We start from the raw sequence: 26,959 nt of genomic DNA, 5'->3' as shown, positions 1-26,959 counted from the left end.
CTCCTGAATGATTATTTAAGACGTATTCTTAAAACGCCTGACAAAACCGTAGCGAGCGGATGTGGGTTGTGGTTGAGACGCGGAACTGTGCGGATGCACAGTGAGCATCGGAAACCGCAACCCGCGACGCGCAGTAGGTTTTGACAGGTGTTTTTATGCCGCTTCCAGCTGCGTGGCATAGGCAAGGATGTTTTCCTGCGTAATGTCGTCGCCCGTCACTTCGCCTGTCAGGCGTCCTTCGCACATAACCATCACGCGGTCGCAGATGCCGACCAGTTCGGCCAGTTCGCTGGAAATGCACAGCACGGCCGTGCCCGCATCGGCCAGCTGGTGGATGATCTTGTAGATTTCGCTCTTTGCGCCCACGTCCACGCCCCGCGTCGGTTCGTCGAGGATGAGGACCTTGGGCGCGATGGCCAGCCAGCGCGCCAGCAAGACTTTTTGCTGATTGCCGCCGGAGAGTCCGCCGACGATGCCTTCCGGTCCCGACACTTTCACGTTGAGGTTGGCAATTGCCTCGCGCGTCAGCTGGGTCAGGGCGCCACGGTTGACGACGCCCGCCGTGGAGTGCTTGGAGAGGATGTTCATCGACATGTTTTCCATGGCCGACAATTGCATGAACAGGCCCAGGCTCTTGCGGTCTTCCGGCAGGTAGCCGATGCCGTGGCGGATGGCTGCCAGCGGCCGGTGGATGTGCACTTCCTGGCCGTCGAGCCATACTTGCCCCGATTGCTTCTTGTCGGCGCCAAAGATCAGGCGCGCCAGTTCCGTGCGGCCTGCGCCGACCAGGCCGGCAAGTCCCGTCACTTCACCCGCATGCAGCGCGAACGAGGCGGGCTTGACCTTGCCGCCGCCCACGTTTTCCACGCGCAGGCGCTCGGCGCCGCGCGTGGTGCGCCGCTGGTGCGCATAAAAGTCGTCGGCTGGGCGGCCCACCATCATTTGCACGACTTTCTTTTGATCCAGCTCATCCTTGCCCAGCTCGCCCACATAGGCGCCGTCGCGCAGCACGGTGATGCGGCGCGCCAGGCGCTCCACCTCGGCCATGCGGTGGCTGATGTAGAGCACGGCCAGGCCCTTGTCGCGCTGTTCTTCGATGATGCGGAACAATTGTTCGGTTTCCCGGTCGGACAGGGCGGCAGTGGGCTCGTCCATGATCAGGATGCGGCTTTCATGCACGAGGGCGCGGGCGATTTCCACCTGCTGCTGCTCGGCGATCGACAGGGTCGAGACCATGGTGTCGGCGTCGAAACGGGAACCGAGGTCGGCCAGGATGGCATTCGTGCGCGCGCGCATTTCGCCGCCCTTGACGGTCCAGAACGGTCCTTGCGGCTCGCTGCCCATGAAGACGTTCTGCGCCACCGTCATGTTCCTGGCTACGCTCAATTCCTGGTAGATCAGGTTGATGCCCAGCGCGCGTGCCTCGCCCGGGTTGCGGATACGAATCGGCTTGCCGTCGAGGATGATCTCGCCCGCGTCCGGCGTGTACACGCCGGATAAAATCTTCATCAGGGTACTCTTGCCGGCGCCGTTCTCGCCCATCACGGCATGGATTTCGCCGCTGCGCACCGTCAGGTGCACGCCGCGCAGCGCGCGCGTGGCGCCAAAGCGCTTCTCGATGCCGCGCATTTCAAAAATAATATCGTCGCTCATGACTGTCCTTCCTTGCTGGTGAAACTGGCGCCGCCTGCCAACTGGCTGGCGGCGCCACGTGGTTCAGGTCAGGCAGATCAGTTCTTTACCCAGCCCGTGTAGGTGGCGACGTTTTCCTTGGTGATGGCCGGGGTCGGCAACAGCACCATGGTCTGTTTCGGCGTGCGGCCGTTCATGATGTCGTAGCCCATCTGCACGGCGTCGGTGGCCATGCGGTACGGGTTTTGCGCCGAGGTGGCGGCAAACAGGCCGGCCTTGTTTTTCAGGGCGTTCTGGCCATCGGGCGCGCCATCGACTGCCGTGATCAGTTTCACGTCCGTGCGCTTCGATTGCTTGATCGCCAGTTCGGCGCCGATGCCGGTCGGATCGTTGATGGCGAACACGCCGTCGATCTTCGGATGGGCCGTCAGCAGGTTCGACATCACGGTCATGCCGCCGTCGCGGCTGCCGCCGGCATTCTGGTTGTCGGACAGGATCTTGATATCCTTGAACGCGGCCAGAGTTTTCTTGCAACCGTTGACGCGGTCGATCACGGACGTGACCGGCGGGCCGTTCAGGATCACCACATTGCCCTTGCCGCCGATCTGCTTGGCCAGGTAGGCGCACGACACGTCGCCGGCCATGGTGTTATCGGACATCACGGTGGCCGAAGCGCCCACGGCACCCACGTCGACAGCGATCACGACCACGCCCGCATTGCGCGCTTTCTTGATGGCTGGCGCGATGCCCTTGGAATCGACGGCGTTCAGGATGATGATGTCGGTTTTATTGGCGATGAAGTTCTCGATCTGGTCCACCTGGGTGTTCAAGTCATACTTGCTGGACACCGTGGTGACTTTCACGCCAGGGCCGCCCAGCTTTTTCGCGCTTTCTTCCGCGCCGCGGCCAATGGCCACGAAGAACGGGTTGGCCAGGTCGCCCACGCTCACGCCGATCGATTTCAGCGGTTTGTCAGCGGCGAAAGCGCCGCAGGCGGCGGACAGCAGCAGGGAGGCGGTAATGACTTTTTTCATGAGGATCTCCAAGGGTTTTTATTGTAAAAACAAACGGTGCTACGGGTAAAAACGGGGTGCAAACTTATTGATTGCGTAATTTCTCGATCATGGCGTCCAGCTTGCCCGCATCGACGGCAAAGCCGCGGATGCCTTCGGCCAGCTTTTCGGTCGCCATCGCGTCGTCGTTCAAGGCGTAGCGGAAAGCGGCTTCGTCATACGTGATGGCCGGTTGTGCCGCGCCCAGGTCGCCGCCCAGAGCGCGCTCGAATGGCGCATCTGCCGCTTCCAGCTTGGCCAGCAGATCCGGGCTGATGGTCAGCAAGTCGCAGCCGGACAGGGCCGTGATCTGCCCCACGTTGCGGAAGCTGGCGCCCATCACTTGCGTGGCGATGCCATGTTGTTTGTAGTAATTGAAGATGCGCGTGACCGACTGTACTCCTGGATCATTGGACAGGCTGCGCGCCGCTTCGTCCCATGCCGCGCCCAGCGATTTTTTATGCCAGTCGTAGATGCGGCCCACAAACGGCGAAATCAGGCGCACTTTCGCGTCGGCGCAGGCGACGGCCTGGCAAAACGCGAACAGCAGGGTCAGATTGCAAAAGATGCCGTCCTTTTCCAGCTCGCGCGCTGCCTGGATGCCTTCCCAGGTGGCGGCAACCTTGATCAGCACGCGTTCGCGGCTGATGCCGGCTTGCTCGTACAGGGCGATCAGGCGGCGCCCGCGGGCGACGGTGGCGTCGCGGTCAAAGCTCAAACGGGCATCGACTTCCGTCGACACGCGGCCCGGCACGACCTTTAAAATTTCCAGACCGAAGCGCACCAGCACCTGGTCGACGATATCGTCCAGCGCAGCGGATTGATGCGCGGCGACCGTGCTTTCCAGCAAGGGCGCGTAATCGGGCTGCAGCACGGCCTTTAAAATCAGCGACGGATTGGTGGTGGCGTCTTGCGGCGCGAAGCGCGCCAGTTGCAAAAAGTCGCCCGTGTCGGCGACGACGGTGCTGTATTGCTTCAATTGTTGCAGCTGATTCATTACTATTCCTTATCACTGAGTTGGTGCAAGGCTTGCACGGCGGGAAACAGGCTACGGTAGCGACCGTAACGGATGCTCAAGGCTGCGCTGTGCGCGGCATCGGGCAGGAAAATGTTTTTGATGGGCAAGCCCTGCGTCAGCAGGCTGGTGTCGCCGATGGCGGCAAAGCCCAGCTTGGCAGCGCCCAGGCTGGCCGACAATTCGCTGTTGTGCAGGGTGCGCATTTCGCGTCCCAGCACATTGGCCAGCAATTGCGCCCAGTACTGGCTGCGCGCGCCGCCGCCCACCAGCATGCAGTGGGGAACGACGGCGCCCGTCGATGTGACGGCCGCCATGGCGTCGCGCAAGGCAAAGGCCACGCCTTCGAGCACGGCGTAGCCGAGCTGCGCCGGCGTACTGTCGTGGCCCAGTTGCAAAAAGGCGCCGCGCACTTGCGGGTCGTTATGCGGCGTGCGCTCGCCCGACAGATACGGCAGGAACAGGGGCGCGGAAGGGGCAATGGGGGCGTCGAGCGGCAAGCCCGCTTCCACCAGCGCCAGCAGGGCTGCCTCGTCGGGCTGGCCCAGCACGCCAGTTGCCCAGCGCAGACAGCTGGCGCCCGACAGGATCGCGCCCATCGCATACCAGCGTCCGGGCAGGGCGTGGCAAAAGCTGTGCACGCCGCCGGCCGGATTGCCCAGAGGCGCTTCGGTCACGCTGACGATGGCGGCGCTGGTGCCCAGCGAGATAAAACTGTCGCCGCCATTGACGGCGCCGATGCCCACGGCCGAGACGGGATTGTCGCCGCCGCCGCCCGCCACCACCACATCCGCCGGCAAGCCCAGCTGGTCGGCGATGGACGCCAGCACGGTGCCCGTGGCGGCGTCGCCTTCGGCCAGCGCCGACATCTGTTCTGGGTGCAAGCCGCAGGCGGCCAGCATGGGCGCGAACCAGGCACGGTTGGCCTCGTCCAGCCACAGAGTGCCGGCCGCGTCGGACATGTCCGTCAGCTTGATGCCCGTCAAGCGCAGGCGCAAATAGTCTTTCGGCGACAGTAAACAGGCGATGGCGGCAAAGGCGGCCGGCTCATGCTTTTGCAGCCACAGCAGTTTTGGCGCCGTCAGGCCCGCCATGGGCAGGCTGCCCGTCACGTCCGCATATGCGGGATAGTCGCGCGCCAGGCTAGCCGCTTCGGCCTCGGCGCGCGCATCATTCCACAGGATGGCGGGACGGATCACGGTATCGTTGGCATCGAGCAGCACGGCGCCGTGCATCTGGCCCGACAGGCCGATGCAGGCGATGCGGGCATAGTCCTGCGGCCAGCCCGCGCGCAGCTGGCCCAGCGCGTTGACGCAGGCGGCCCACCAGTCCTGCGGCGCCTGTTCGGACCAGCCTGCTTGCGGGCGGCTGGTGTCGATGCGCACGGATGCCTGGCCGCGCACGGCGCCAGTGCGGTCCATCAGCACGGTTTTCAGTTCGGAGGTACCGAGGTCGATACCGAGGGAAATCGCTGGATGCATGGTGTGTCTATATGTAAAGGTCAGGGGCAGCCGCAGGAATTGCGTACGCGCAAGGTTGGCGACAAACGCTGCACATGCTGGGCGATGCCCGGATTGGCGATACGGTCGATCAGGAGGTCGACAGCCATGGCGCCCAGCTCTTCGAGCGGCTGCGCCATCACGGTCAGGCGGGGGCTGAAGTAATCGGCCCAGTCGAAATCATCGAAGCCGGCCAGCGCGACGTCTTGCGGTACCGCAATGTGCGCATCGCGCAAGGCATGCATGGTGCCGATGGTCATCAGGTTATTGCCGGCAACGATGGCCGTGGGACGCTGTGCGGCGGGCAGGGCCAGCAATTCGCGCGTGGCTGCGCCGCTGCGTTCCAGGTTGGAGTCGCCCGAACGCAGCAGTGCCCCATCGAAGGCAATATTGGCGCGTTGCAAGGCCAGGCGGTAGCCTTCGATACGCTCGTCCGTCGTGGACAGGCCGGGCGCGCCGGCGATGAAACCGATGCGGCGGTGGCCATGGGCCGCGATCAGATGGCTGACGAGCTGGGCCGTCGCTTCGATGTTTTCCACGCCCACCTGGTCGAACGGTTGCGGCGACATGCGGTCGACCAGCACGGAAGCGATCTTGTTGCTGGTCAAATAGTCGAGGGCGCGGTTGTGCGGATCGCCGGATGGCGCCAGCACGATGCCGTCGACGCGGCGCTGGTGCAAGTTTTGCACCACTTTCAACTCCTGCTCGGGGTCGTCATGCGTATCGGAAAACAGCATCATCAAGCCGTGCCGCGTGCAGGCAGCCTCGATGGCGCGCACGGTTTCGCTGAAATAATGATTGGTGAAGGCGGAAATGGCCACGCCGATGGTGCCCGACGAGGAGCCGGCCAGCGCGCGCGCCAGCATGTTCGGCACATAGCCGATCTGCTGCATGGCCGCGTTGACGGCGGCGACGGTTTTCGGGCTGACCTTGCGGGTGCCGTTGACTACGTGAGAGACGGTCGACAGCGATACGTCCGCCGCCCGCGCTACATCTTCCATGGTGGCCATGGTGTCTCCTGAGGTTTTTTTATTATTGTGTACTGCGATTGGGTGCGGCTGTGTCGCCGCGATTGAAGCTATCGTAAACAAAAGAAAGCGCTTGCGCAAGCGCTTTCTTTTTTCTGCGGATGGATGGCGGGTGGGTTGTCGATGAGGATAGGGGAAGCTTGCGCAGGTCGGATTAGCGCGCCGGAGGCGCGCGTAATCCGACATCGGGGACGGCGGTGATGCCGGTTGAGGGCGCTGGTGTTGTCGGGTTACGCGCTTGCGCGCTAACCCGACCTACCCGACCTACTGGATCACCAGCTCATGCAGTTCGCCGGGAGAATCCGGGAACAGTTTCACGACGGTGGAAGTGCGCGTGCCGTAACCCGGCGTTTCGATGCAGACGGCGGACAGTACGCGCTCGAGGTCGAGCGGCACGCCTGTGTCCGGCAAGCGGAAATCGGGTGCGCGCGTGGTGTCAGCCAGCATGTCGAAATACGCCTCGTCGGGCGCACCCTGGCACAGCAGGCTGGCGAACTGGGCCTTGGTCTTCAGGACTTTCGGCCACGGCGCGTCCAGCAGGGCGTTCGACAGGCCGTAGATGCCCGGCTCCAATGGCTGGCCATTGCGCGCATCGCCATCGCCCCGGTTGGAAAACCAGATCAGGGTGTCCGCATCGCCCAGCACCAGGTTAAAGCCGTTGTAGGCTGTGCAGCCGGGGCGGATTTGCGCGATGTAATCCTGTGGCGACATATTGCCGGCCAGATAGTCGGCTACCAGGGCGCCGCGCGAGGGGGCGTCCGGGTTGCGGTCTTGCGGGCTGCGGATATTCGTGATGGCGGCAAAGCGCGAGCTGCCGCTGCCGGCCTGGGTGATGCCCATCCAGCTGCCGCCCGCCTGCAGGTCGCGGCCCGCATACACTTGCGGGTGCTCGGGCCAGGCGCCGGCGGGGGCGCTGGCGCGTTCATAGAATTCGTCGCGGTTGGCGGCGGCAATCAGCGGGATGTGCGGATTGACTTTCCAGGCAAAAACGATCAGGCACATGGAGGCAAATCCATGAACACTTCCGTATGGCGCGCGCCAGCCGTCAAGGACAGCAATCCCGCTTCGTCGGACGCGCTGGCCAACAGCTCCGTAAAACCTTCGCCGACGACGGGGTAGATTTCCATCCACGTCTGCAAGCCATCCTTGGCGTCAGGGCGGCGCTTCAATTGCGGCGCCACGCCGGACGCGGCAGCCAGTTTTGCCTGCAAGGCACGGACCCGGGCTTCCAGCGCCTGGGCGTGCTCTTCCTTGACCTGGTAATAAATGTACAAATCTTTCATGGCATTCTCACAAGTCGAGTGCGTCTAGCACGTAAGGCATGGACAGGAACTGCACGTGAGCGCCCTGGGCCGAACCGTAGCGCACGGCGCCGGCGGCGCTTGCACCTTCTTCGATCGCCCCCAGCTTCATTTCAACGAGGGCGTCGATGCCGCCATCACCGTTGGGCGCCGCGTTGACGACCATGCCGCAAGGTTGCTCGGGGTCGCTGACGGCAAACAGTTCGCCGCCGGCCACTACCGAGGGATCGGCAATGCTGACGAGGGTGGTGCGGCGCTTGAGCTTGCCCAAGTACTGGCTGCGCGCGACGATTTCCTGGCCCGGGTAGCAGCCTTTCTTGAAATTGACGCCGCCCAGCAGCTCGAAGTTGATCATTTGCGGCACGAACTGCTCTTGCGTGGCGGCCGTGATCTGCGGGATGCCCGCGTGGATCTCCGACAAGCGCCAGGCGTCAATCCCGCCCTTGGCGAGCGTTTGCGCCAGCTGCGGCCACGCGTCGCGCGCCGTGGCGGCCGACGTCAGCCATTCATAGCGGGCGCTGCCGAACGCATCGGCCACGCGCAGCAGGGTACCCAGTTCATGCTCGACCTTGCTGAACGGCGTGGCGGGCAGCGCCGGGAACCAGCCGGACAGGGCCGCGCTGGCTTGTTTGCCGCCCAGGCCCAGGACAACTTGATTGGTTTCATCAAGGGATGCATCGTGCAGCTTGGCCTTGGCGCGCAGCACGAACATCTGCAGACGCTTCTGGATGGCCGGCTGTATGGCGCGCGGCAATTGCAGATAAATGGTGGTGGCGTTGCGCCACATCAGGAAACTGGCCAGCAGCCGGCCTTTCGGCGTGCAGTAGCCGGCCAGGCGCACTTGCTCCTGGTTCAGGTGTTCCACATCGTTGGTCAGCTGGCCGTGCAGGAAACTGGCCGCATCGTCGCCGCTCAAGCCGATCAAGCCCTGGTCCGTGATGGCCGCGACAAAACCTTCTTGCAGCTGGGGCACTGTCAGGGACTGGCCGAAATCATGGATAGGGACGGCGGTGATGGGGGCGGTGCCGTCAGGCGCGCCATCGATGGCAACGGGGCGGGCGCCTTGGGCTGTTAAAAATTGATTCCAGTTATTCATAATTTCCATTAGATCAGCGATTAAGCATTATCATTACGGGTTCATTATAGTGATGTCGCGCAGATTGCGTCGGCAACGGCAAGATTGCCAGTGTTGGCGCCGCTTTGCGCGCACTTGCTTCACAAATGAACGATCATAACAAGCGGACGTTGGCCATCAGCGCTCGCATCACAAGAATCGGAACAATGGCTTTCTTTAAAAAACTTGTAGTCAGTTCAGTCATCGCCGCTATCGGCGTGGGCGGTACTTTTGTGTACTGGGCGCAGCAGCCCATCACCACGGACGGAGAAGCGATTCCGTTTACGATCAGCCCGGGCAGCGGCGCGCATGCGGCCGGCCAGCAGATCGCGGACGCGGGAGTGCCCATCGTGCCCATCCTGTTCAACATGCTGGCGCGCATCGAAGGCAAGACCTCGAAGATCAAGGCCGGTTCCTATGAACTGAAACCGGGCACCACGCCGCAGCGTTTGATCACGCAGCTGGCGCGCGGCGAATTCGCGCAAGAGTCGCTGACCATCATCGAAGGCTGGACCTTCAAACAGATGCGCCTGGCGATGGCCAACCATCCCGGTCTCAAGCACGATACCGCGGGCCTGTCCGACAAGGAACTGATGGCGAAAATCAGCCCGGAATATGTGCACCCGGAAGGCTTGTTCTTCCCGGATACGTATCTGTTTGCCAAGGGCGCCAGCGAAATGCAGATTTTCAGGCAGGCGCATACGGCCATGATCGGCCGCCTGTCCGAAGCGTGGGACAAGCGTGACCCCGCCTTGCCATATAAAAACCCGTACGAAGCGCTGATCATGGCTTCCATCGTGGAAAAGGAAACGGGGCAAAAGTCCGAGCGCGCCATGATTGCCGGCGTGTTCGTCAACCGCCTCAAGACGGGCATGCTGCTGCAGACGGACCCGACTGTGATCTATGGCATGGGCGACAACTACCAGGGCAAGATCCGCAAACGCGACCTGGAAGCGGACACCCCGTACAATACCTACACGCGCGGCGGCTTGCCGCCCACGCCGATCGCCCTGGCTGGCGCGCAGTCGCTGACGGCGGCGCTGGCGCCGGCCCGCACGCAAGCGCTGTATTTCGTGGCGCGGGGCGACGGCACCAGCCAGTTCTCGGCCAACTTGCCCGACCATAACCGCGCCGTGAATCAATACCAGCGTTAATTATTTCAAACTAGAAGCTTCATGACACCACACTATCAACCCCGCTTCATCACCTTCGAAGGCATCGATGGCGCGGGCAAGTCGACGCATATCGGCTTTGTCACCGACTACCTGCAGCAGCGTGGCGTCAGCCTCGTTTCATCGCGCGAACCGGGCGGCACCAGCCTGGGCGAAAAACTGCGCGAACTGCTGCTGCATGAAAAAATGCACCTGGAAACGGAAGCCTTGCTGATGTTCGCCAGCCGCCGCGAACATATCGCGCAAGTGATCGCGCCAGCCCTCGATCGGGGCGAGTGGGTCATTTCCGACCGCTTCAGCGACGCCAGCTTCGCCTACCAGGGCGGGGGCCGGGGCATGGACTTGCGCAAGATGGAAGCGCTGGAAGCGTGGGTGCACCCGCACTTGCAGCCGGACCTGACTTTCCTGTTCGACGTGCCGCTGGCCGTGGCCCGTGCCCGCCTGGACGCCACGCGTGCGCTCGACAAGTTCGAGCAGGAGCAGGCCGATTTCTTTGCCGCCACGCGCAACGAGTATCTGCGCCGCGCGGCCCAGTTCCAGGAACGCTTCCGCATCATCGATTCCACGCAAAGCATTGCCGATATTCAAGTACAGCTGGCAAAACTGCTTGATGTATTGCTTGAGCAAAGTATTGCAAGCCACTGATTGATAAGGAATAAAATGAATAGTCCTCTCTATCCGTGGCAACAGAACGCCTGGCAGCAATTGCAAGCCTTGCGCCCGCGCATGCCGCACGCCATTTTGTTCCATGGCGCGCAGGGCATCGGCAAGGCCGACTTCATCGAGCATTTCGCGCAGGCATTACTGTGCGAAGACGTGCGCGCCGACGGCCATGCCTGCGGCGCGTGCGCCTCATGCGGCTGGTTTAGCCAGGGCAACCATCCCGATTACCGCCGGGTCCGTCCGGAAGCGCTGGAAGACGACGTGGCCGACGACGGCGAAGAGGGCGAGGGCGCGAAGAAAAGCGCCAAGACCAAGACGCCGTCGAAAGACATCAAGATCGAGCAGATCCGCAACCTGGCCGACTTCATGAATATTTCCACGCACCGCCAGGGCTTGCGCGTGGTGGTGCTGTACCCGGCCGAGGCGCTCAACACGCCCGCGTCCAACGCCTTGCTGAAAACCCTGGAAGAGCCGCCTCCGGGCACTTTGTTCTTGCTGGCTTCGAACAGCCTGGACCGCTTGCTGCCGACCATCTTGTCGCGCTGCAGGAAATTCGCCTTGCCGATGCCCAGCCACGAGCAGGCCTTGACGTGGCTCAAGCAGCAAGGCTTGAACGATGCGGACAGCTGGCTGCGCGAGCAGGGCGGCGCGCCGCTGGCAGCGCTGGCCCAGTCCGAATCGGGCGGCCGCGAAGAAACGGAACAATTGCTGCAAGTCTTGGCGAACCCTGGCGTGGAAGCGGCCCTGAAAGCGGCGGACAAATTACAGAAGTCTCCGCTGGCGCCGCTCGTGGCATCGCTCCAGCGCTGGCTGTACGACGTGTTTTCCGTCAAATTGTCCGGCAGCATCCGCTACTACCCGCGCCACCGGCGCGAACTGGAAGCGCTGGCAGGACGCATCAACGTGAGCCGGTTGATGGCTGCGATCAAGGCGGCGAACGAACGCCGGGCGATTGCCGAGCACCCCTTGTCGCCCAAGCTGTTTTTGGAAGACATGCTGCTCGACTACGCATCCAGTTGTCAATAAAATCAAGTGCTTGCGTGGTCAAGTTAAAGTAAATTATCTATTTCTTGGCCCGGCGGAAGGCTCGCCGCATCGTTTGCCACGCCTGGCCCCCGGTGTTACAGTCAAGGCACTGGACAGCAACGGAGGCGTGCATGAAACGAGTCACTGGCATCGGCGGCATCTTTTTCCACGCGCAAGACCCGGCCGCGCTGCGCGCCTGGTACCAGCGCCACCTGGGCCTGGACGTGAAGCCGTGGGGCGGCGCCGCCTTCACCTGGACGGACGCCGACGGCAAGCCCACTGGCGGCACCACTATCTGGTCCGTCGCGGCCAATGACAACGAACAATTCGCGCCCGGCAAGGCGTCCTTCATGATCAACTACCGCGTCGACGACCTCGACGCGTTGCTGCAAGCCCTGCGCGACGAGGGCTGCAACGTGCTGGAAAAGGCGCCCGATTCCGAATATGGCCAGTTCGGCTGGGTCATCGATCCCGAGGGTAACAAGGTAGAGCTGTGGCAGCCGCCGCAGGGGCAGTAGGGGGACTGCGCGGGAGTCGTCAGCGGCAGGACGGATTTGCGCCTTCCCCCTGCCAGATTCCGCCCGCTCCGGTACAATCCCGCCTTATGTATATCGATTCCCATTGCCATATCAATTTCCCCGAGCTGGCTGCTCGCATGCCCGAGATCCTCGCCAAGATGGCCGAGAACAAGGTGACACACGCCTTGTGCGTGTCCGTCGACTTGCCGGACTTTCCACAGGTGCTGGCCCTGGCCGAGCAGTATCCGCATATTTTCGCGTCCGTCGGCGTGCATCCCGACTACGAGGACACGCCTGAACCGTCCGTGGAAGACCTGGTCCGCCTGGCCGACCATCCGAAGATCATCGCCATCGGCGAGACGGGTCTCGACTATTTCCGTTTGACGGGCGACCTGGAGTGGCAGCGCGAGCGTTTCCGCACTCACATCAAAGCTTCAAGAATCACACGCAAGCCCTTGATTATTCACACAAGAGCGGCCAGTGAAGACACCATACGCATCATGCGCGAAGAGGGCGCGGGCGTGTCCGACGGCGGCGTGGCCGGCGTCATGCATTGCTTTACGGAATCCCTGGAAGTGGCGCGCGCCGCCATAGACATGGGTTTCTATATTTCCTTTTCCGGCATCGTCACGTTCAAGAGCGCGAAAGACTTGCAGGCCGTGGCCCTGGAAGTGCCGCTCGAGCGCATCCTGATCGAGACGGATTCGCCGTACCTGGCGCCCGTGCCGTTCCGCGGCCGCATGAACGAGCCGGGCTATGTGGCCCACGTGGCGGAATACCTGTCGACCCTGAAAGGCATCCCGCTGGACCAGGTGGCGAAGCAGACGACGGATAATTTCTTCAAGTTATTCAATCAGTTGCCGTAACTTCTTAAGGTCAGACATGATGAAAAAACTCGCCCTGGCGATGCTGTTGTGCTGCGCCACCGCCAGCCAGGCGGCGCCGGAACCGGACGCTTTCTTCCGCGCCGTCTCCGTCAATAATGCCAGCGGCGTGCGCAGCATGCTGGCGGAGGGCATGAATCCGAACCAGCCTGACGCGCAGCGGGGCGACGTTCCCCTCGTGCTGGCCCTGCGCGACGATGCGGACCGGGTGTTCCAGGTGCTGCTCGACGCGCCCGGCATCGACATCGAAGCCCGTTCGGCCAATGGCAACACGGCGCTGATGATGGCCGCCTACAAGCACAAGCAGGACGCCGTGAACGCCTTGCTGGCCAAGGGCGCCAAGGTCAACCAGAGCGGCTGGACGGCGCTCCACTATGCGGCCTCGGCCGGCGACTTGCCCATCATGAAGATATTGCTTGACCGCGATGCCGTGGTCGATGCGCGCGCGCCCGCCAGCGTCACGCCGCTGATGTTTGCCGCCCGCGAAGGGCAGGAGGGCGCCGTCAAGCTGCTGCTGTCCTGGGGTGCGGACGCCAGCCTGAAAAGCGACCATGGCTGGATGGCCGTGCAGTTTGCCCAGGCGGGCGACAAGCCCGGCGTGGTCGCCATCATCGAAGCGGCACAGAAGGCGCGCGCAGCCCGCAAGTAATGTTTTAATTTCAATACTTTCCATGCCAGCGCTGAAACTGGCATGGAATTGCCTCTCACCTCAGCCCTTTGTTCTCCTTGCCGATTAACGATAATGATCGTGTCGCATTAATCAGGAGATACCTCGCATGGGTCATCACATCACCGTCAGGCGCCGGCTGTATTGTCGCCGCCCCTCGCGCAGCCCGTGCGATATCACTGCTTTCTGGAATGACAAAACCGATCGGCCATCGGAGCCAGACTCCAAGAGGACAGACATGCTGAATGAACGAGAAATCGAGAGTTGTTACCTGGGGCAATTTATCCCCGTCCATTACCACCACAATATGTTGATGGACCAGAACCGCATGCACGGGTTCAAGTCGGCGATCGATTACGCGGTAAAACCCGGCATGAAGGTGCTGGAGCTGGGCGGCGGCACGGGCGTGCTGTCGTGGTTTGCGGCCGCGCGCGCCGACAAGGTGTGGTGCGTGGAGTTCAATCCGGACATGGTCAAGGAAGCGCGCAAGATGCTGGCGCTCAATCCCAACGGTGAAAAAGTCGAAGTCGTCCACGCGGATGCCTTCGAATACCTGCCGCCCGAGCCCGTCGACGTGGTCATCTGCGAAATGATCCATGTCGGCATGCTGCGCGAAAAGCAAGTGGAAGTGATCGAATCGTTCAAGCGCCGCTACCTGGCCCGTTTTGGCGGCCCGCTGCCCATCTTCCTGCCCGAAGCCGTCATCATGGCCGTGCAGCCGATGCAGCAGGAATACGATTTCGAGGGTTTTTACGCGCCCATCGTGCAATTCCAGGAAACCACGGCCATCCATCCTGGCGTGCAGGAACTGGCGCCGCCTTCCGTCTACAGCATCATCGACTTCAGCCAGCCGACGGACAGCGTGTTCGGCTTTGACGGCAAGTTTGTCGTCGAGCGCAGCGGCACCCTGAACGCCCTGCGTTTCGTTACCAAGAACATCCTGGCCGTGGTGCCTGAACGCTCGACCACCATCGACTGGCTGAACCACTACATGTGCTTGCCGCTGGCCACGCCGGTCGCCGTGAAGGCGGGCGACGTGCTGCAAGTGAGTTTCCAGTACCGCGCCGGCGGCTCGATTCCCTCGCTGGAAGCGTCGATCCGCGCCCAGGTGATCTATGACGTCAACCTGCAGCCTGTGGTGCAGAACGCCGTCTACGCATAAGCATCGTTAATTCCAAGGCAACGCCGCAGCGATTTCGTCCTGCGGCGTTTGTCCATTCAGGGTATATTTCGTCTTTTACCCACTGGACAGCTTTACTATCATGGAACAGATCGATCAGCGTTACCTCGTGCAACAGAACAAAATCAGCGATGGCGAGACCAGGCCGCCCGTGTTTGCCAAGGTAATGCGCAGCAAGGAAGGCGTGTTTGAAGGCGTGTCCTTCATCAAGTCGAAGGACAAGGCCACCGTCATGACCATCGAAGATGCAAACCAGGCCATCAAATGGGCCACCAGCAAGAAGCCGAATGCGCATGAATACATCACGAAAGTGATTTGCGTCGGCCAGTAAGTCCCCGTTCATTCCCGTTTTTGCACCGTTCATCCCCGCAGCGCGCAGTTCATCGCATGGCCGTTGCCGCCGTCGCTGCGCTTTCATATAGTGCTGTCACGGTAGCGGGGCAAGCACGGCTTGCTCCGCACATTTCATTCTAGGGGGAACGCGATGCTGGGATTCGTGCTGTGGCTGCTGCTCTTGCTGGTGTGCTGGCCCCTGGCCTTGCTGGCCCTCGTGCTGTATCCGCTGGCCTGGCTGCTGTTGCTGCCATTCCGCTTGATCGGCATCGGCGTGGAAGGCGTGTTCGAATTGCTGCGCGCCATCGTCATGCTGCCGGCGCGCGTGCTGGGCGGCGGCCGGCGATAAACCCGATATTTCCCATAAAAAATGGCGCCATTGGCGCCATTTTTGTTTGCGGTACTGCCTGGCTTACAGGTCGACCATGAAACCGGCGCCGATCGATTTCTGCGAATAGTTGTAGTCGATCAAGCTCTGGCCATAGCCGGAGAACAGTTGCAGATAGCCTTTCAGGTTGGCCTTCAATGGGAAGGCCCAGCTGGCCTGCATGGAGCCATGCTTCTTGCTGAAATTGCGGCGGGCTGTCACGGCGTACTCGTGGCCCTTGTTGCGGTAGCTGACGCGCAAGTCGCCATGCCCCATGTAATCGGTGATGTCGATATTGTCATTGTCGGTCTTGCCATTGTCGAGGCGGTGCCAGACGCGCGTCGTGACGGCCAGGTTGTCCTTCTCCATGCCCAGCTCGGCATACACGCGGTTCCAGCTGCGCGACAGGGTCGACGTCTGTCCGTTGGACTGGTGCACGAGGCCGAAGTTCAGGTAATTGAATTCCACGCCAGCGAAATTCTTGTTAATCGGCAAGATCAGCATCAGCTCAGGCTGGTAATTGGTCTCGCGGAAGGGGCTCGATGCCTTGCGGTTATACGCCTGCCAGAAACTTTGCTGCGTGTAGCCGAACCACATGTCGATGGGCGTGCCGGCGATGTCTTCCAGCAGCTTCATCTTGAAGCTGAGCTGGAATGTCAATTCCACATGCTGGCTCTTGATGCCGGCCGGCGTGAAATCCTGGAACGGTTCGTCGTTCGAAGCGTCGCTGTAATTGGCCAGCAGCAGATAGGTGTCGCGGTGCGGGCGGAAGTTGAACAGGCCGCGCTTGGACGCTTCATTCAGTTCCCACGATTGCTGCGTGCGCGAAATCGGCGCTTCCGGTGGCGCCGCGCCAGCCTGCGCGATGGCGGGAATGGCGGCGTTGACGGCGTCCGGCGTGGCCACGCCCGGCGGACTGACTGGCGTGAGGGGCGCGACCTCGGCAGCGGCAGCCAGGGTCACTGCCGCGGTGACGGGATCGCCGCCGGCCGCGATGGTGGCCTTTTCCGCCGCCTTGGCCAGGGTGTCAAAGCAGCCCAGGCGGGCACTGGCGTCACCAAGGACGGCGCAACGCTGCATTTGCTGTTCCAGTTCGCCGGCCATGGCCAACGCCGGCGATGCCAGCAGGGAGGAAAGGATTATTTTTCTTAGTTGGATAGTCATAAGCTGAGTAGGGCATGTCGTTCGGTGCGCACCTGGGCTGCATGCCGGCGGCGTCGCCTTGCATGGCAGGATGCCATGCGTATTGATTTTTATTAATCTTTGTTGAATTAAAGTTCAAAAATTAATGTCTGGGAAGTATAGCCGAATCCGCAATTAGCCTCCGCGTCGCAGACGTGCGCGGGCCTGCTGGTGTTGTGCGCTTGGTAAACGGTACGCTGCCGTGCCGCCCAAATCGATGTCTGCTACACTGGAAAACCGGCGCAAACCCAGTGATGCCGGGGCTAGCCATGGAGATTGTGATGACCCGCAAAACACCTATCGAGCGCTACCGCAACATCGGCATCAGCGCCCATATCGACGCCGGCAAGACCACCACCACCGAGCGCATCCTGTTTTATACGGGGGTCAATCACAAGATCGGCGAAGTGCACAATGGCGCCGCCACCATGGACTGGATGGAACAGGAGCAGGAACGGGGCATCACCATCACCTCGGCCGCCACCACGGCCTTCTGGAAAGGCATGGCCGGCAATTTCCCCGAACACCGGATCAATATCATCGATACGCCTGGCCACGTGGATTTCACGATTGAAGTCGAGCGCTCGATGCGCGTGCTCGACGGCGCCGTGATGGTCTACGATGCCGTCGGCGGCGTGCAGCCGCAATCGGAAACCGTCTGGCGGCAAGCAAATAAATACCATGTGCCGCGCATCGCCTTCATCAACAAGATGGACCGGGTGGGCGCGGACTTTTTGCGCGTGCGCAAGCAGATCGCCGAGCGCCTGAAGGGCGTGGCCGTGCCCATCCAGCTGCCCATCGGCGCCGAAGAGCATTTCACGGGCGTGATCGATCTGCTGAAAATGCGCGCCATCACCTGGGACGACGCCAGCCAGGGCGTGCAGTTCAGCTATGGCGAGATTCCCGCGGAACTACAGGCGCAGGCGCAGGAGTGGCATGACCACATGGTCGAGAACGCGGCCGAAGCCACGCTGGAGATGACGGAGCGCTACCTGAATGGCGACACGTTTACGGAAGCCGAGCTCAAGCAAGCCTTGCGCGCGCGCACCATCCGCAACGAGATCGTGCCCATGCTGTGCGGCAGCGCCTTCAAGAACAAGGGCGTGCAGGCGATGCTCGACGCCGTCATCGAATACCTGCCGTCACCGATGGAAGTGCCACCCATCATGGGCCATGACGAGCACGACAACGAGGTGGAGCGCCACCCGACGGACGACGAGCATTTTTCTGCCCTGGCCTTCAAGATCATGACGGACCCGTTCGTGGGGCAGCTGACCTTCTTCCGCGTGTATTCGGGCGTGGTGAATTCGGGCGACATGGTCTACAACCCCACCAAGAGCGCGCGCGAGCGGCTGGGGCGCATCCTGCAGATGCATGCGAACGAGCGCAAGGAAATCAAGGAAGTGTATGCGGGCGACATCGCCGCCGCCGTGGGCCTGAAAGCCGTCACCACGGGCGACACCCTGTGCGCCATCGACCACATCATCGTGCTGGAAAAGATGATCTTCCCGGAACCCGTGATTTCCCAGGCGGTCGAACCCAAGACCAAGCCTGACCAGGAAAAGATGGGCATCGCCCTGAACCGGCTGGCGCAGGAAGATCCGTCGTTCAGGGTCCATACGGATGAAGAGTCGGGCCAGACCATCATGTCGGGCATGGGCGAATTGCACCTGGAAATCCTGGTCGACCGCATGCGCCGCGAATTCGGCGTGGAAGCCAATGTCGGCAAGCCGCAGGTGGCGTACCGGGAAACCATCACGCGCGCGGTGGAAGACGTGGAAGGCAAGTTCGTCAAGCAATCGGGCGGACGGGGCCAGTACGGCCACGTAGTGCTGAAACTGGAACCCTTGCCGCCAGGCACCGGCTACCAGTTCGTCGACGCCATCAAGGGCGGCGTGGTGCCGCGCGAGTTCATCCCGGCCGTCGACAAGGGCATCGCCGAAACCCTCAAGTCGGGCGTGCTGGCCGGCTACCCGGTCGTCGACGTGAAGGCCACGTTGACGTTCGGCTCCTACCACGACGTCGATTCGAACGAAAACGCTTTCCGCATGGCCGGCTCCATCGCCTTCAAGGATGGCATGCGCAAAGCGTCGCCCGTGCTGCTGGAACCGATGATGCAGGTGGAGGCGGAAACGCCGGAAGAATTCATGGGCAACGTCATGGGCGACCTGACGGCCCGCCGCGGCATGGTACAGGGTGTCGACGACATTCCCGGCGGCGCGGGCCGCATCGTCAAGGCCCTGGTGCCGCTGGCCGAGATGTTCGGCTATTCCACCACCTTGCGTTCGCTGACCCAGGGCCGCGCCACCTACACGATGGAATTCAAGCACTATGCGGCCGTGCCCAAGCATATACTCGACCAGGTGGCGGCGGCTGGCAAAGCCAAGTAGGTCGGATTAGCGGGGCAAAGCCCCGCGTAATCCGACAACATTGTTGGCCAAGGCCGTTGGTGGTGTCGGCTTACGCGCGTTGCGCTAACCCGACCTACGCATCAATTCAGAAGATTCTGCGCAATGATCGCATCGGCTATCTTCTCCGCCTCGTCCACGGGCTGTTCCAGCGCCTTGGTCGTGTAGACGGTGGACGCCACCATCGGCTGGTCCAACGTCGCGCCTTCGCCATGGCTGGTATCGACCGTCACCGTGGTCGACAGGCCGATGCGCAGCGGGTGGGCGGCCAGTTCCCTGGCATCGAGCGTGACGCGCACGGGCACGCGCTGTACCACCTTGATCCAGTTGCCCGTGGCGTTTTGCGCCGGCAACAGGGAAAACGCACTGCCCGTGCCGGCCGACATGCCCAGTACCTTGCCGTGGTAGACCACCTTGCTGCCATATAAGTCCGTTTCGATGGTGGCCGCCTGGCCCACGCGGATATTGCGCAATTCGGATTCCTTGAAGTTGGCATCGACCCATAACTGGTCCAGCGGCACGATGGACATCAGGGGCGTGCCCGGCGTCACGTGCGTGCCCAGCTGTACGCTGCGCTTGGCGACGTAGCCCGAGACGGGCGCGACTACGGCATTGCGGCGCAAGGTCAGCCACGCCTGCAGCACGTCGCTCCGGGCCGACAGGACGGCCGGATGGCTGGCCAGGTTCACGCCGGCCACGCCCGATTTGGCCGATTCGGCCTGGCGCTGGGCCACCGTCAAGGCCGCTTTCGCGTCGTCGACGGCCTGTTTCGCATGGGCCAGGTCTTCGCCTGAAATCGTCTGGTCCGCCGCCAGCGGCGCGCGGCGCGCCAGGTTGCCCTGCGCCGTGGCCAGTGCCAGGCGGCGCTGCCCGATGACGGCATCGTATTGCGCCACATTGGCATAGCGCTCGCGCTCCTGGCGCACGACGTTGCCCAGCCGTGCCTCGGCCTGGCTCAGGGCCAGCTCCGCATCGATGGCGTTCAGGGTGATCAGGGGCGCGCCCGCCTTGACCATTTGCGTCTCGTCGGCGCGGATGGCGTCGACATTGCCCGTCACTTGCGCGGACAGGGTGACGAGGTTGCCGCCCACATAGGCGTTGTCCGTGACTTCTTCCTTGGCCAGCACCAGCTGGTAATACGCGCCCCAGGCCGCGCCAGCCGCGAGAAAGGCGACCGTGATGGCGATGAGGACGGCCTTGCGCTTGCCGGGCTGTTCGGTTGGAGTGGTCGTTGCTGTGGTATCGCTGCTCATGATTTGTTCCGTAATCGATGGTTATTGTTTGGCTGTGGCGTTGGCGGAAAAGTCGCTGCTGCCCCGGTAGCCGCCGCCCAGGGCCACGGTCAGATTGATTTCCGCGTTCTGGCGCTGGTTTTGCAGCTGCATGCCCAGGTCCACCTGGCCGCGCACGGTCATTTCCGCATTCAGCTGGGTGGCGCGGTCGGCCAGACCTTGCTTGAGTCGCGCATTCGCATTGCGCAACTGCGCTTCGCTGGCGCGCAGGTTTTCCTGCTGCAGGCGCAGCTGGTTTTCCACGCCCTGCACCCTGGCGCCCGCCTGCGCCACATCGCGCACGACATTGAAGACGCTCTGGTTGTAGTCGGCGATTAGTTCATTGCGTTCGCTGCGCGCGCCGCCGAGCTGCGCCTGCAAGCGGCCGCTGTCGAACAGGGGCAAGGACAGTGCCGGGCCGATGAACAGGGTGCGGCTGCCGGACTGCAGCAGCTTGCCCAGTGTTATCGCATCCAGGCCAAACGAAGCGCTCAAGTCGATATCGGGGTAGAACGACGCCTGCGCCGCTTCGATATTGCTCATGGCTGCCTGCACCCGCCAGCGCGCCGCCTGCAAGTCGGGCCGGCGCGCCAGCAATTCCATGCCCAGCTTGCCGGGCAGGGCGTGCGGCAGCGCCTGTGCTTCTTTCGGCTGCAGGCTGGCCAGGGCCGAGGCATCCGCACCCAAGGATGTTCCCAACAGCGCGCGCAAGGCTTCCCGTTCCGTGATGACCTGCGTTTCCAGCAGCGCGATCTGTTGCTGCAGCAAGCTCAAACGCGTTTGCGCCGACAAATGGTCGTCGCTGACGCCGAGGCCGTTGGCGATGCGCTTTTCCTTGTCCAGCACCAGTTGCTGCTGCAATTTGACCAGCGCATGCAGGTTATCCATGCGGGCCCAGCCATTTTGCATGCTGAAGTAGTGGCGGGCGATCTCGGCGGCCAGCATCTGTTCCGCCATCGCGTATTCGGCACGGCGGGCGTTGACTTCGCCCAGGCTGGCCGCGATCTGCGCCTTGTGCTTGCCCCACCAGTCGAGGTCGTAATGGGCTTGCATGCCCACGGTCACCTCGTTGTAGTAATTGCCGCCGATGGGGGCGGGCATCAGGCCGTTGGCGGAATAGCGCTGGCGGCTGGCATTCGCGCCCAGGTCGACCCTGGGGCCGCGCTGCGCATGCAGCGCGTCAAACGCGGACAGGGCCGAGCCGATGCGGGTATTCGCCACGTCCAGGTTCGGGCTGCTGGACAGGGCGCTTTCAATCAGCTGGTCCAGCTGCTCGTCCTGGAACTGGCGCCACCATTGCGCGGCGGGCCAGCCTTCGCTGGCCAGGTGGATGTCGGCCGCCAGCTGTATCGTGGCTAGGTCTTGCTGCGGCAACTGCTGCGTGTCGGGCGGGATGCTGGCGCAGCCGGCCAGGGCCAAACTGAGCGCCAATATGCGCAGGGAGAGTTTCATAGGTGTGTGCATGAGGGTTATTCCATGGCCGCGTGGTCGACCACGACGGGCGCATTCTTCTTCGGTGGTTTGATCAGGAGCAAGAGCGGCAGCACGAGGATGGTCAGCCACATCATCAGCCAGAAGTCGTCGAGGTAGGCGATCATCGACGCCTGCCGCGTGATTTCCCCATTCAGCGCCGCCATGCCGGAAGCCGTACCCAAGTTGTAGACGCTGGCAATGGCAGGGTCATGCAGGGCCGGGTTGGCGATATTGATGTGTTCCGTCAAGGACGCATGGGCGATCTGCGTATTGCGCACCAACAAGGTCTGCACGAGGGCGATGCCGATGCTGCTGCCGATATTGCGCACCAGGCTGTAGATGGCCGTGCCTTCCGCCCGCATCTGCGGCGACAGGGTGGCAAACGTGGCCGCGCTCAGCGGCACGAAGACGAGGCCCAGGCCGATGCCCTGAATAATGCCGTTCCACACAACGGTCTTCGGCACCAGGTCCAGGGTGAAATTGGCCATCTGCCACAGCGAGAACGCGGTGATCGAAAAGCCCACGCCCAGCAGGATGCGCGTGTCGATCCTGCCCGTCAGCTTGCCGACGATCAACATGGCCAGCATCGTGCCCAGCCCGCTGGGGGCCGTCACCAGGCCGGCAATCGCCGCCGGGTAGTTCATCAAGCCTTGCAGCATCGACGGCGTCAGCGCGCGGGTAGCGAACAGCACCATGCCGACGATGAAGATGAACAGCAAGCCGCTCACATAGTTCGAGTTTTTCAGCAATCGATAGTCGAGGAAGGACTTGCCGGCCGGGCGCAGGGCCGTGTGGGCGATAAAGTAGCACAAGCTCATGGCCAGCACGATGGCTTCGATCCACGTTTCCGTGGAAGAAAACCAGTCGTTCTGCTCGCCCCGGTCCAGCAGCATCTGCAGCGCGCCGATCGACAGGCTCAGGGTGGCAAAGCCGAACATGTCAAAGTTCATGCGGCGGTTCGGCGGGTCCTTGCGGATGTAGCGCCAGATGCCATAGAAGGCCATGGCGCCGATGGGGATATTGATGAAGAAGACCCAGCGCCAGCTGTAGCTGTCCGTCAGCCAGCCGCCCAAGGTCGGTCCCAGGATGGGGCCGATCATCACGCCCATGCCCCAGATGGCCATGGCCGAGCCGTGCTTTTCGCGCGGATTGATGTCGAGCAGCACCGCCTGCGACAGCGGCACCAGCGCCGCGCCAAATACGCCTTGCAGCAGACGGGCCGCGACGATCTCGGACAGGGTGGCGGACAAGCCGCACAGCACGGAAGCGAGCGTGAAGCCGGCCACGGAAACGAGAAAGGTGTTCTTCTGGCCGAAACGGTCGCACAGCCAGCCCGTCAGGGGCGTGGCGATGGCGGCGGCAACGATGAAGGAGGTGAGTACCCAAGTGATCTGGTCTTGCGAGGCGGACAGGCTGCCTTGCATGTGGGGCAGGGCGACGTTGGCGATGGTGCCGTCGAGCGCCTGGATGATGGTGGCGAGCATGATCGAAATCGTGATCATGCGCCGGTTCAGGCTGGGGTCCAGTGAAGCGGGCAGCGCCGGTGTGGCGCCGGCTGTGGCCGAACTCATGCGGATTTCTCCGTGGCCGCCTGTAACGCTTCCAGCAGTTCGGTGGCGGCCCGCAGTTGATCGGGATCAATTCCCTGCAGCAGTTCCTTGCGGAAGCCATCCGCTTCCTTGCGCACGGTGTCATACACCTGCAGACCCGCCTCGGTCAGCACGACGAGTTTCACGCGGCGGTCCGTTTCCGATGGCTGGCGCTGCACGAAGCCCGATTTCACGAGCCGGTCCAGCATCGACACCATGGTGGGGTTTTCCACGCCCAATTGATGGGCCAGCTCGCTTTGCGACGGCGGCTGCGGCGACTTGGCGATCATGGCGATGCACATCCAGCTCGCTTGCCCCAGGTCCAGGTCTTTCAGGCGCCGGTCGATGGCATGGCGCCAGCCGCGCGCCGTCTTGTGGAGGGCGGCGGAAAAGCGCTCTTCGATAGAAGTCATAAGGTGAGCCGTCTAATAGTTAGGTTTCTAACGAATATTTTAGCATGCGCGTTTGGCAGGCGTACAGGCCTTCCCGTTTATCGGCGCCGCTGGTACATTAGTGCCAGACCATCATCCTCAGGAGAGCGCCATGACCACCGCAGAACAGAAGCAGGACGGACAGCACCGCGACAGCAGCGACTTTGTCATCACGCAAACTTTCGACGCGCCGCGCGAACTGGTGTTTCAATCGTGGGTGGAGCCGGAGCGCCTGGCCCAATGGTGGGGTCCCGTCGGCTTCGAATTGAGCGTGCTGGCGCTGGATCTCAAACCGGGCGGAGTCTTCCACTACGGCATGCGCGCCGACAATGGCTATGAGATGTGGGGCAAGTTCACCTACCAGTCCATTGAAGCGCCGGAACGCATCGTGTCGATCCTGTCGTTTGCCGACAAGCAGGGCAATGCCGTGCAGCATCCGGTCAGCGCTACCTGGCCTTTGGAATCGTTCAATACCATGACGCTTACCGAAGAGAATGGCAAGACGACGATGACCTTGCGGTCCACGCCGCACAAGGCGACGGATGAGCAGCATGAGACTTTCAAGCAGGGGTTTGAGTCGATGAAGGAGGGGTTTAAGGCGACCTTTGGCCAGTTGGCACAGTACCTGGCGCGGGTTCAGTGATCGTATTGTTTTGAACGGCGGGCCTGAGTCGCGGGCCTGAGAAAATGTCCATGGCTGCGTTGCTTGGGCTCGCCGTACATGCGTACTGTCTTCGCCCGCGCGCCTTGCCCTGGCCATTTTTCAGGCTCGCTGGGCCCGGGGAGCCTGGGTTGACAGCGGTGGCCTACTCGGCTTGATCTTGTGCTCGTGGGTCCTGATGAGCGTTTACACCAAAGCGGTCTGGCGGGAATAACTGGAAGAATTATTCAACATCGCTGTTTGCTATTGCACTTTTCGAGCTTCTAACAACTCATCAATCTTGACGGGAAGTTGTAGAAATTTATCCACAATTACCGTTGACAATGGTATTTTGCACTCACGAAGCATTCCGGCTATAAAACCATCAGCTCGAAAGACATCAACGTACGGCAGATAAATTGCATGATAGCAATCGGGGAAGTCACTAGACTTTGGACTTCTCGGCAGCTTAGCTGCGACTGACCGTCGCGCTATATGCATCGCCAATGTTACAGAACAAGTCAAACCCGGTGATGTTTGCCAGATATCTTCTGAAAGCTTCGGAGTTGCTCCAATTTGTAGTGCCAATTTATTTACTAGACGACTACTGCTGTTGGCCAGAACCTCATGGAACGCACGCACTGACAAGTCAAGTAGTTTTTTAGAATCGGCCCCCGCTTCAGTCTGCTCCAGTATCATTAATTCGAACTGTCTACGTGCATCATCAAGTGCAGTTTCAAACTCGGCTCCGATATCGCGTAGATGACGAGAGATATCAGAGGCCCTTCCCCAATCTTTTTTATACCAATTGCCAAATACTTCTAAATCAGTTATTGAGTCACGTAATGCTTTTAAGGCCTCTTTTCGGGAAGCATCTCCGATAAAGTATTTCCTGAATATGCGGATAGCGTCAGTTGTCAAAGGGAGATCATTAGCAATCATACTTCCTGTTGCATTATTTGCCTCCCGCATTTCTCCGTACCAAAGTGGTGTCGGCCTTCCATTTTTTAGATATTTTCTTCTTTCAGGTCGTCCCATTTTTTCGATATCTTGTTGCAGAGATTTTTCTGCGTCAGGGATAATTTCAGAGAATTCAAATAAGGCTGGTAACCAATTGGCGTCACTGCGAAAGATGTGAGAACGACCATCGTTAGAGCCTGGAATTGCATTAGATGAGACTTCGTAAGCTATTAAGTCAATAGGGTGAATTAAAGAGTTCTTCCCGCAAATTTCCTGGATAATTTTCAGTCTTTCTATTGCTGCTGGAATGGAATCCGTAGTTGTGGGGGCTGCCTCAACGACATGTGCTTCGCTAAAGCGAATTTGAATTAGGCCTTCATCACGTTTTTTTAGTAGGTAATTCAATACATCGCTATATTCGGATGACTTTTTTTTGATATTCGTGATATCAGAAAAATCGCTGCTATCTAGATAGACTTGAATGGGTTGCACAATCAAACCTTTGCCGTCAATCAAAATAAGTTTTATTGTCTAAGATGTTAATTATGGTGGCGTAACTTCTATTGTTGGATATGCTTTTGCTGTTATGGCGCCCGCTTCAGGCTGCACTTTCATCATTTCGCTTCCATCCCCAGCATCCCCCGAACCACCGGCAAAATCATCTCCCAAGCATTCGACGTCGCCGCAATCTCGTCATAATGACTGGCCCCAGGCAAAATCAGCACTTCCGCATGGTCGCCAGCCAGCCGGGCCTTGGCCGCGTAGTCGTGCGCGACGCGGGGCGGGGAGATGGTATCGAGCTCGCCTGTGATCAGGACGGTGCGTGTGCCGTTAGGCATCAGGTCGGCCGCGTTGGTGTCGCTGTAGATGTCGGGGCGCTCGGTGCTGGCGCTGCCTGCCAGCTGCGCGATGTCGCGCTCGCAGCTGGTCTTGATCAATTCCTTTTCATGGCGCAGGTCGGCCAGGCCGCCCAGGCTGACGATGTTTTTCACTGGCAGGAACTTGTCACGGTACAGGGGGCTGGTCTTGGGCAGCTTTTCCCTGCCTGCGATCCACTGCACCAGCTGGCCGCCGGCCGAGTGGCCCATGGCGAGGATGCGGCTCGTGTCGATCTGGTACTGGGGCGCGTGCTGCTGCAGGCTGTCCAGGGCTGCGTGCATGTCCTCATACGTGCCCGGATAGCCGCCGCCCGGCTCGTCGACCCGGCGGTACTCCACATTCCATACGGCGATGCCTTGCGCGACGAGGGCGCCGGCCACGTTGCGCATCTGCTGGATGCCGCCGAAGGCCACCGTCCAGCAGCCGCCATGCACGAGCACGACGACGGGAAACGGTCCGCTGCCGTCGGGCCGGAACAGTTGCGCGTACTGCGATGGCGCGGGGCCATAGGCGATCTGCGCCGTAGGCGGGGGGCCGTTCAGGGCCAGGTAGTCGTCCAGGCTCATGGGGGCGGCGACGGCGCCGTGGGCGGAGGCGAGCAGGGCGGTGGCGATCAGGGAGGACGGCAAGGAGGTAGGCATGCTGGGATTCGCTTGAGAAGAGAGCAACACTTTA

The 26,959-nt window shown here is 61.5% G+C and carries 26 protein-coding genes; 11 read left to right on the top strand and 15 right to left on the bottom strand.

The genetic code is table 11. The features are described from left to right. Positions 1 to 153: 153 nt before the first annotated feature. The 8 genes from O3297_RS07685 to O3297_RS07650 form a co-directional block, all read right to left on the bottom strand. Positions 154 to 1,653, bottom strand: a complete 1,500-nt coding sequence (locus O3297_RS07685; RefSeq protein WP_034784605.1) for a sugar ABC transporter ATP-binding protein — start codon at positions 1,651 to 1,653, stop codon at positions 154 to 156. A gap of 77 nt (positions 1,654 to 1,730) precedes the next feature. Beyond that, entirely contained in the window at positions 1,731 to 2,666 is a 936-nt protein-coding gene (locus tag O3297_RS07680; protein WP_077404737.1) for an ABC transporter substrate-binding protein, read from the bottom strand. Positions 2,667 to 2,730: 64 nt separating this feature from the next. Then, the gene (gene tal / locus O3297_RS07675) at positions 2,731 to 3,681 is read right to left on the bottom strand and encodes a transaldolase (protein WP_305048263.1); all 951 of its coding nucleotides are present in this window, start codon (positions 3,679 to 3,681) and stop codon (positions 2,731 to 2,733) included. A gap of 2 nt (positions 3,682 to 3,683) precedes the next feature. Beyond that, positions 3,684 to 5,168, bottom strand: coding sequence for a xylulokinase (xylB, locus tag O3297_RS07670; protein ID WP_370385426.1), 1,485 nt, complete (start codon positions 5,166 to 5,168; stop codon positions 3,684 to 3,686). 32 nt (positions 5,169 to 5,200) lie between these two features. After that, positions 5,201 to 6,208 carry a LacI family DNA-binding transcriptional regulator gene (locus tag O3297_RS07665; RefSeq protein WP_070279662.1) on the bottom strand — a complete coding sequence of 336 codons (1,008 nt, stop codon included), beginning with the start codon at positions 6,206 to 6,208 and terminating at the stop codon, positions 5,201 to 5,203. 282 nt (positions 6,209 to 6,490) lie between these two features. Then, positions 6,491 to 7,228 (bottom strand): NRDE family protein, encoded by a 738-nt coding sequence (locus O3297_RS07660; RefSeq protein ID WP_034784601.1) that lies wholly within the window; start codon positions 7,226 to 7,228, stop codon positions 6,491 to 6,493. Continuing rightward, on the bottom strand, positions 7,219 to 7,509 hold the full coding sequence (locus O3297_RS07655; protein ID WP_034784600.1) for a DUF4936 family protein: 291 nt from the start codon (positions 7,507 to 7,509) through the stop codon (positions 7,219 to 7,221). The genes O3297_RS07660 and O3297_RS07655 overlap by 10 nt, the downstream gene beginning before the upstream one ends. Before the next feature lie 7 nt (positions 7,510 to 7,516). Continuing rightward, positions 7,517 to 8,632 (bottom strand): folate-binding protein YgfZ, encoded by a 1,116-nt coding sequence (locus O3297_RS07650; RefSeq protein ID WP_305048261.1) that lies wholly within the window; start codon positions 8,630 to 8,632, stop codon positions 7,517 to 7,519. Between the two features lie 176 nt (positions 8,633 to 8,808). On the opposite strand from O3297_RS07650, the gene mltG reads away from it, so the two are divergent. The 9 genes from mltG to O3297_RS07605 all read left to right on the top strand — a co-directional run bounded on the left by mltG (position 8,809) and on the right by O3297_RS07605 (position 15,433). Then, a complete protein-coding gene (gene mltG, locus O3297_RS07645) occupies positions 8,809 to 9,795 on the top strand; it encodes an endolytic transglycosylase MltG (RefSeq protein WP_034784598.1) in 987 nt (328 codons plus the stop codon). Positions 9,796 to 9,816: 21 nt separating this feature from the next. Then, complete coding sequence (tmk, locus tag O3297_RS07640; protein ID WP_151095414.1) at positions 9,817 to 10,458, top strand: dTMP kinase; 642 nt, start codon at positions 9,817 to 9,819, stop codon at positions 10,456 to 10,458. Positions 10,459 to 10,473: 15 nt separating this feature from the next. Then, positions 10,474 to 11,502 (top strand): DNA polymerase III subunit delta', encoded by a 1,029-nt coding sequence (locus O3297_RS07635; protein WP_151095412.1) that lies wholly within the window; start codon positions 10,474 to 10,476, stop codon positions 11,500 to 11,502. Positions 11,503 to 11,633: 131 nt separating this feature from the next. Beyond that, on the top strand, positions 11,634 to 12,020 hold the full coding sequence (locus O3297_RS07630) for a VOC family protein (RefSeq protein WP_305048260.1): 387 nt from the start codon (positions 11,634 to 11,636) through the stop codon (positions 12,018 to 12,020). A gap of 86 nt (positions 12,021 to 12,106) precedes the next feature. Further along, positions 12,107 to 12,886: a TatD family hydrolase gene (locus O3297_RS07625; RefSeq protein WP_035819052.1), complete on the top strand. Its 780-nt coding sequence runs from the start codon at positions 12,107 to 12,109 to the stop codon at positions 12,884 to 12,886. A 16-nt stretch (positions 12,887 to 12,902) separates the two neighbouring features. Next, on the top strand, positions 12,903 to 13,553 hold the full coding sequence (locus O3297_RS07620) for an ankyrin repeat domain-containing protein (RefSeq protein WP_305048259.1): 651 nt from the start codon (positions 12,903 to 12,905) through the stop codon (positions 13,551 to 13,553). Between the two features lie 256 nt (positions 13,554 to 13,809). Continuing rightward, positions 13,810 to 14,733, top strand: a complete 924-nt coding sequence (locus tag O3297_RS07615; protein WP_077404687.1) for a methyltransferase domain-containing protein — start codon at positions 13,810 to 13,812, stop codon at positions 14,731 to 14,733. A 100-nt stretch (positions 14,734 to 14,833) separates the two neighbouring features. After that, positions 14,834 to 15,082 carry a hypothetical protein gene (locus tag O3297_RS07610; protein ID WP_034784592.1) on the top strand — a complete coding sequence of 83 codons (249 nt, stop codon included), beginning with the start codon at positions 14,834 to 14,836 and terminating at the stop codon, positions 15,080 to 15,082. A 153-nt stretch (positions 15,083 to 15,235) separates the two neighbouring features. Next, positions 15,236 to 15,433 (top strand): hypothetical protein, encoded by a 198-nt coding sequence (locus O3297_RS07605; RefSeq protein ID WP_034784591.1) that lies wholly within the window; start codon positions 15,236 to 15,238, stop codon positions 15,431 to 15,433. Between the two features lie 63 nt (positions 15,434 to 15,496). Here the strand turns inward: O3297_RS07605 and O3297_RS07600 are convergent, their stop codons facing one another. Beyond that, entirely contained in the window at positions 15,497 to 16,555 is a 1,059-nt protein-coding gene (locus tag O3297_RS07600) for a phospholipase A (RefSeq protein ID WP_034784590.1), read from the bottom strand. A 359-nt stretch (positions 16,556 to 16,914) separates the two neighbouring features. Here O3297_RS07600 and fusA point away from each other — a divergent pair, with 359 nt between their 5' ends. Continuing rightward, a complete protein-coding gene (gene fusA, locus O3297_RS07595; RefSeq protein WP_305048258.1) occupies positions 16,915 to 19,023 on the top strand; it encodes an elongation factor G in 2,109 nt (702 codons plus the stop codon). Positions 19,024 to 19,124: 101 nt separating this feature from the next. Here the strand turns inward: fusA and O3297_RS07590 are convergent, their stop codons facing one another. From O3297_RS07590 to O3297_RS07575, 4 genes are read right to left on the bottom strand one after another with little or no spacing between them, the layout of a single operon-like run. Beyond that, complete coding sequence (locus O3297_RS07590) at positions 19,125 to 20,294, bottom strand: HlyD family efflux transporter periplasmic adaptor subunit (protein WP_305048257.1); 1,170 nt, start codon at positions 20,292 to 20,294, stop codon at positions 19,125 to 19,127. A gap of 21 nt (positions 20,295 to 20,315) precedes the next feature. Continuing rightward, positions 20,316 to 21,776 carry an efflux transporter outer membrane subunit gene (locus tag O3297_RS07585; protein WP_305048256.1) on the bottom strand — a complete coding sequence of 487 codons (1,461 nt, stop codon included), beginning with the start codon at positions 21,774 to 21,776 and terminating at the stop codon, positions 20,316 to 20,318. Positions 21,777 to 21,781: 5 nt separating this feature from the next. Continuing rightward, the gene (locus tag O3297_RS07580) at positions 21,782 to 23,356 is read right to left on the bottom strand and encodes a DHA2 family efflux MFS transporter permease subunit (protein ID WP_305048255.1); all 1,575 of its coding nucleotides are present in this window, start codon (positions 23,354 to 23,356) and stop codon (positions 21,782 to 21,784) included. After that, entirely contained in the window at positions 23,353 to 23,787 is a 435-nt protein-coding gene (locus O3297_RS07575) for a MarR family winged helix-turn-helix transcriptional regulator (protein WP_070279648.1), read from the bottom strand. Before O3297_RS07575 ends, O3297_RS07580 begins: the two co-directional genes overlap by 4 nt. Positions 23,788 to 23,917: 130 nt before the next feature. Between O3297_RS07575 and O3297_RS07570 the strand changes: the two genes are divergently transcribed. After that, positions 23,918 to 24,448: an SRPBCC domain-containing protein gene (locus O3297_RS07570; protein WP_099387828.1), complete on the top strand. Its 531-nt coding sequence runs from the start codon at positions 23,918 to 23,920 to the stop codon at positions 24,446 to 24,448. A gap of 261 nt (positions 24,449 to 24,709) precedes the next feature. Here the strand turns inward: O3297_RS07570 and O3297_RS07565 are convergent, their stop codons facing one another. Continuing rightward, complete coding sequence (locus O3297_RS07565; RefSeq protein ID WP_305048254.1) at positions 24,710 to 25,921, bottom strand: hypothetical protein; 1,212 nt, start codon at positions 25,919 to 25,921, stop codon at positions 24,710 to 24,712. Positions 25,922 to 26,019: 98 nt separating this feature from the next. After that, entirely contained in the window at positions 26,020 to 26,925 is a 906-nt protein-coding gene (locus tag O3297_RS07560; protein ID WP_305048253.1) for an alpha/beta hydrolase, read from the bottom strand. Positions 26,926 to 26,959 lie beyond the last annotated feature (34 nt).

The organism is Janthinobacterium sp. SUN128 (assembly GCF_030587275.1).
Taxonomy (GTDB): domain Bacteria; phylum Pseudomonadota; class Gammaproteobacteria; order Burkholderiales; family Burkholderiaceae_D; genus Janthinobacterium; species Janthinobacterium lividum.
The sequence above is the reverse complement of the archived record's forward strand: the minus strand, read 5'-3'. Positions and strand labels throughout refer to the sequence as shown.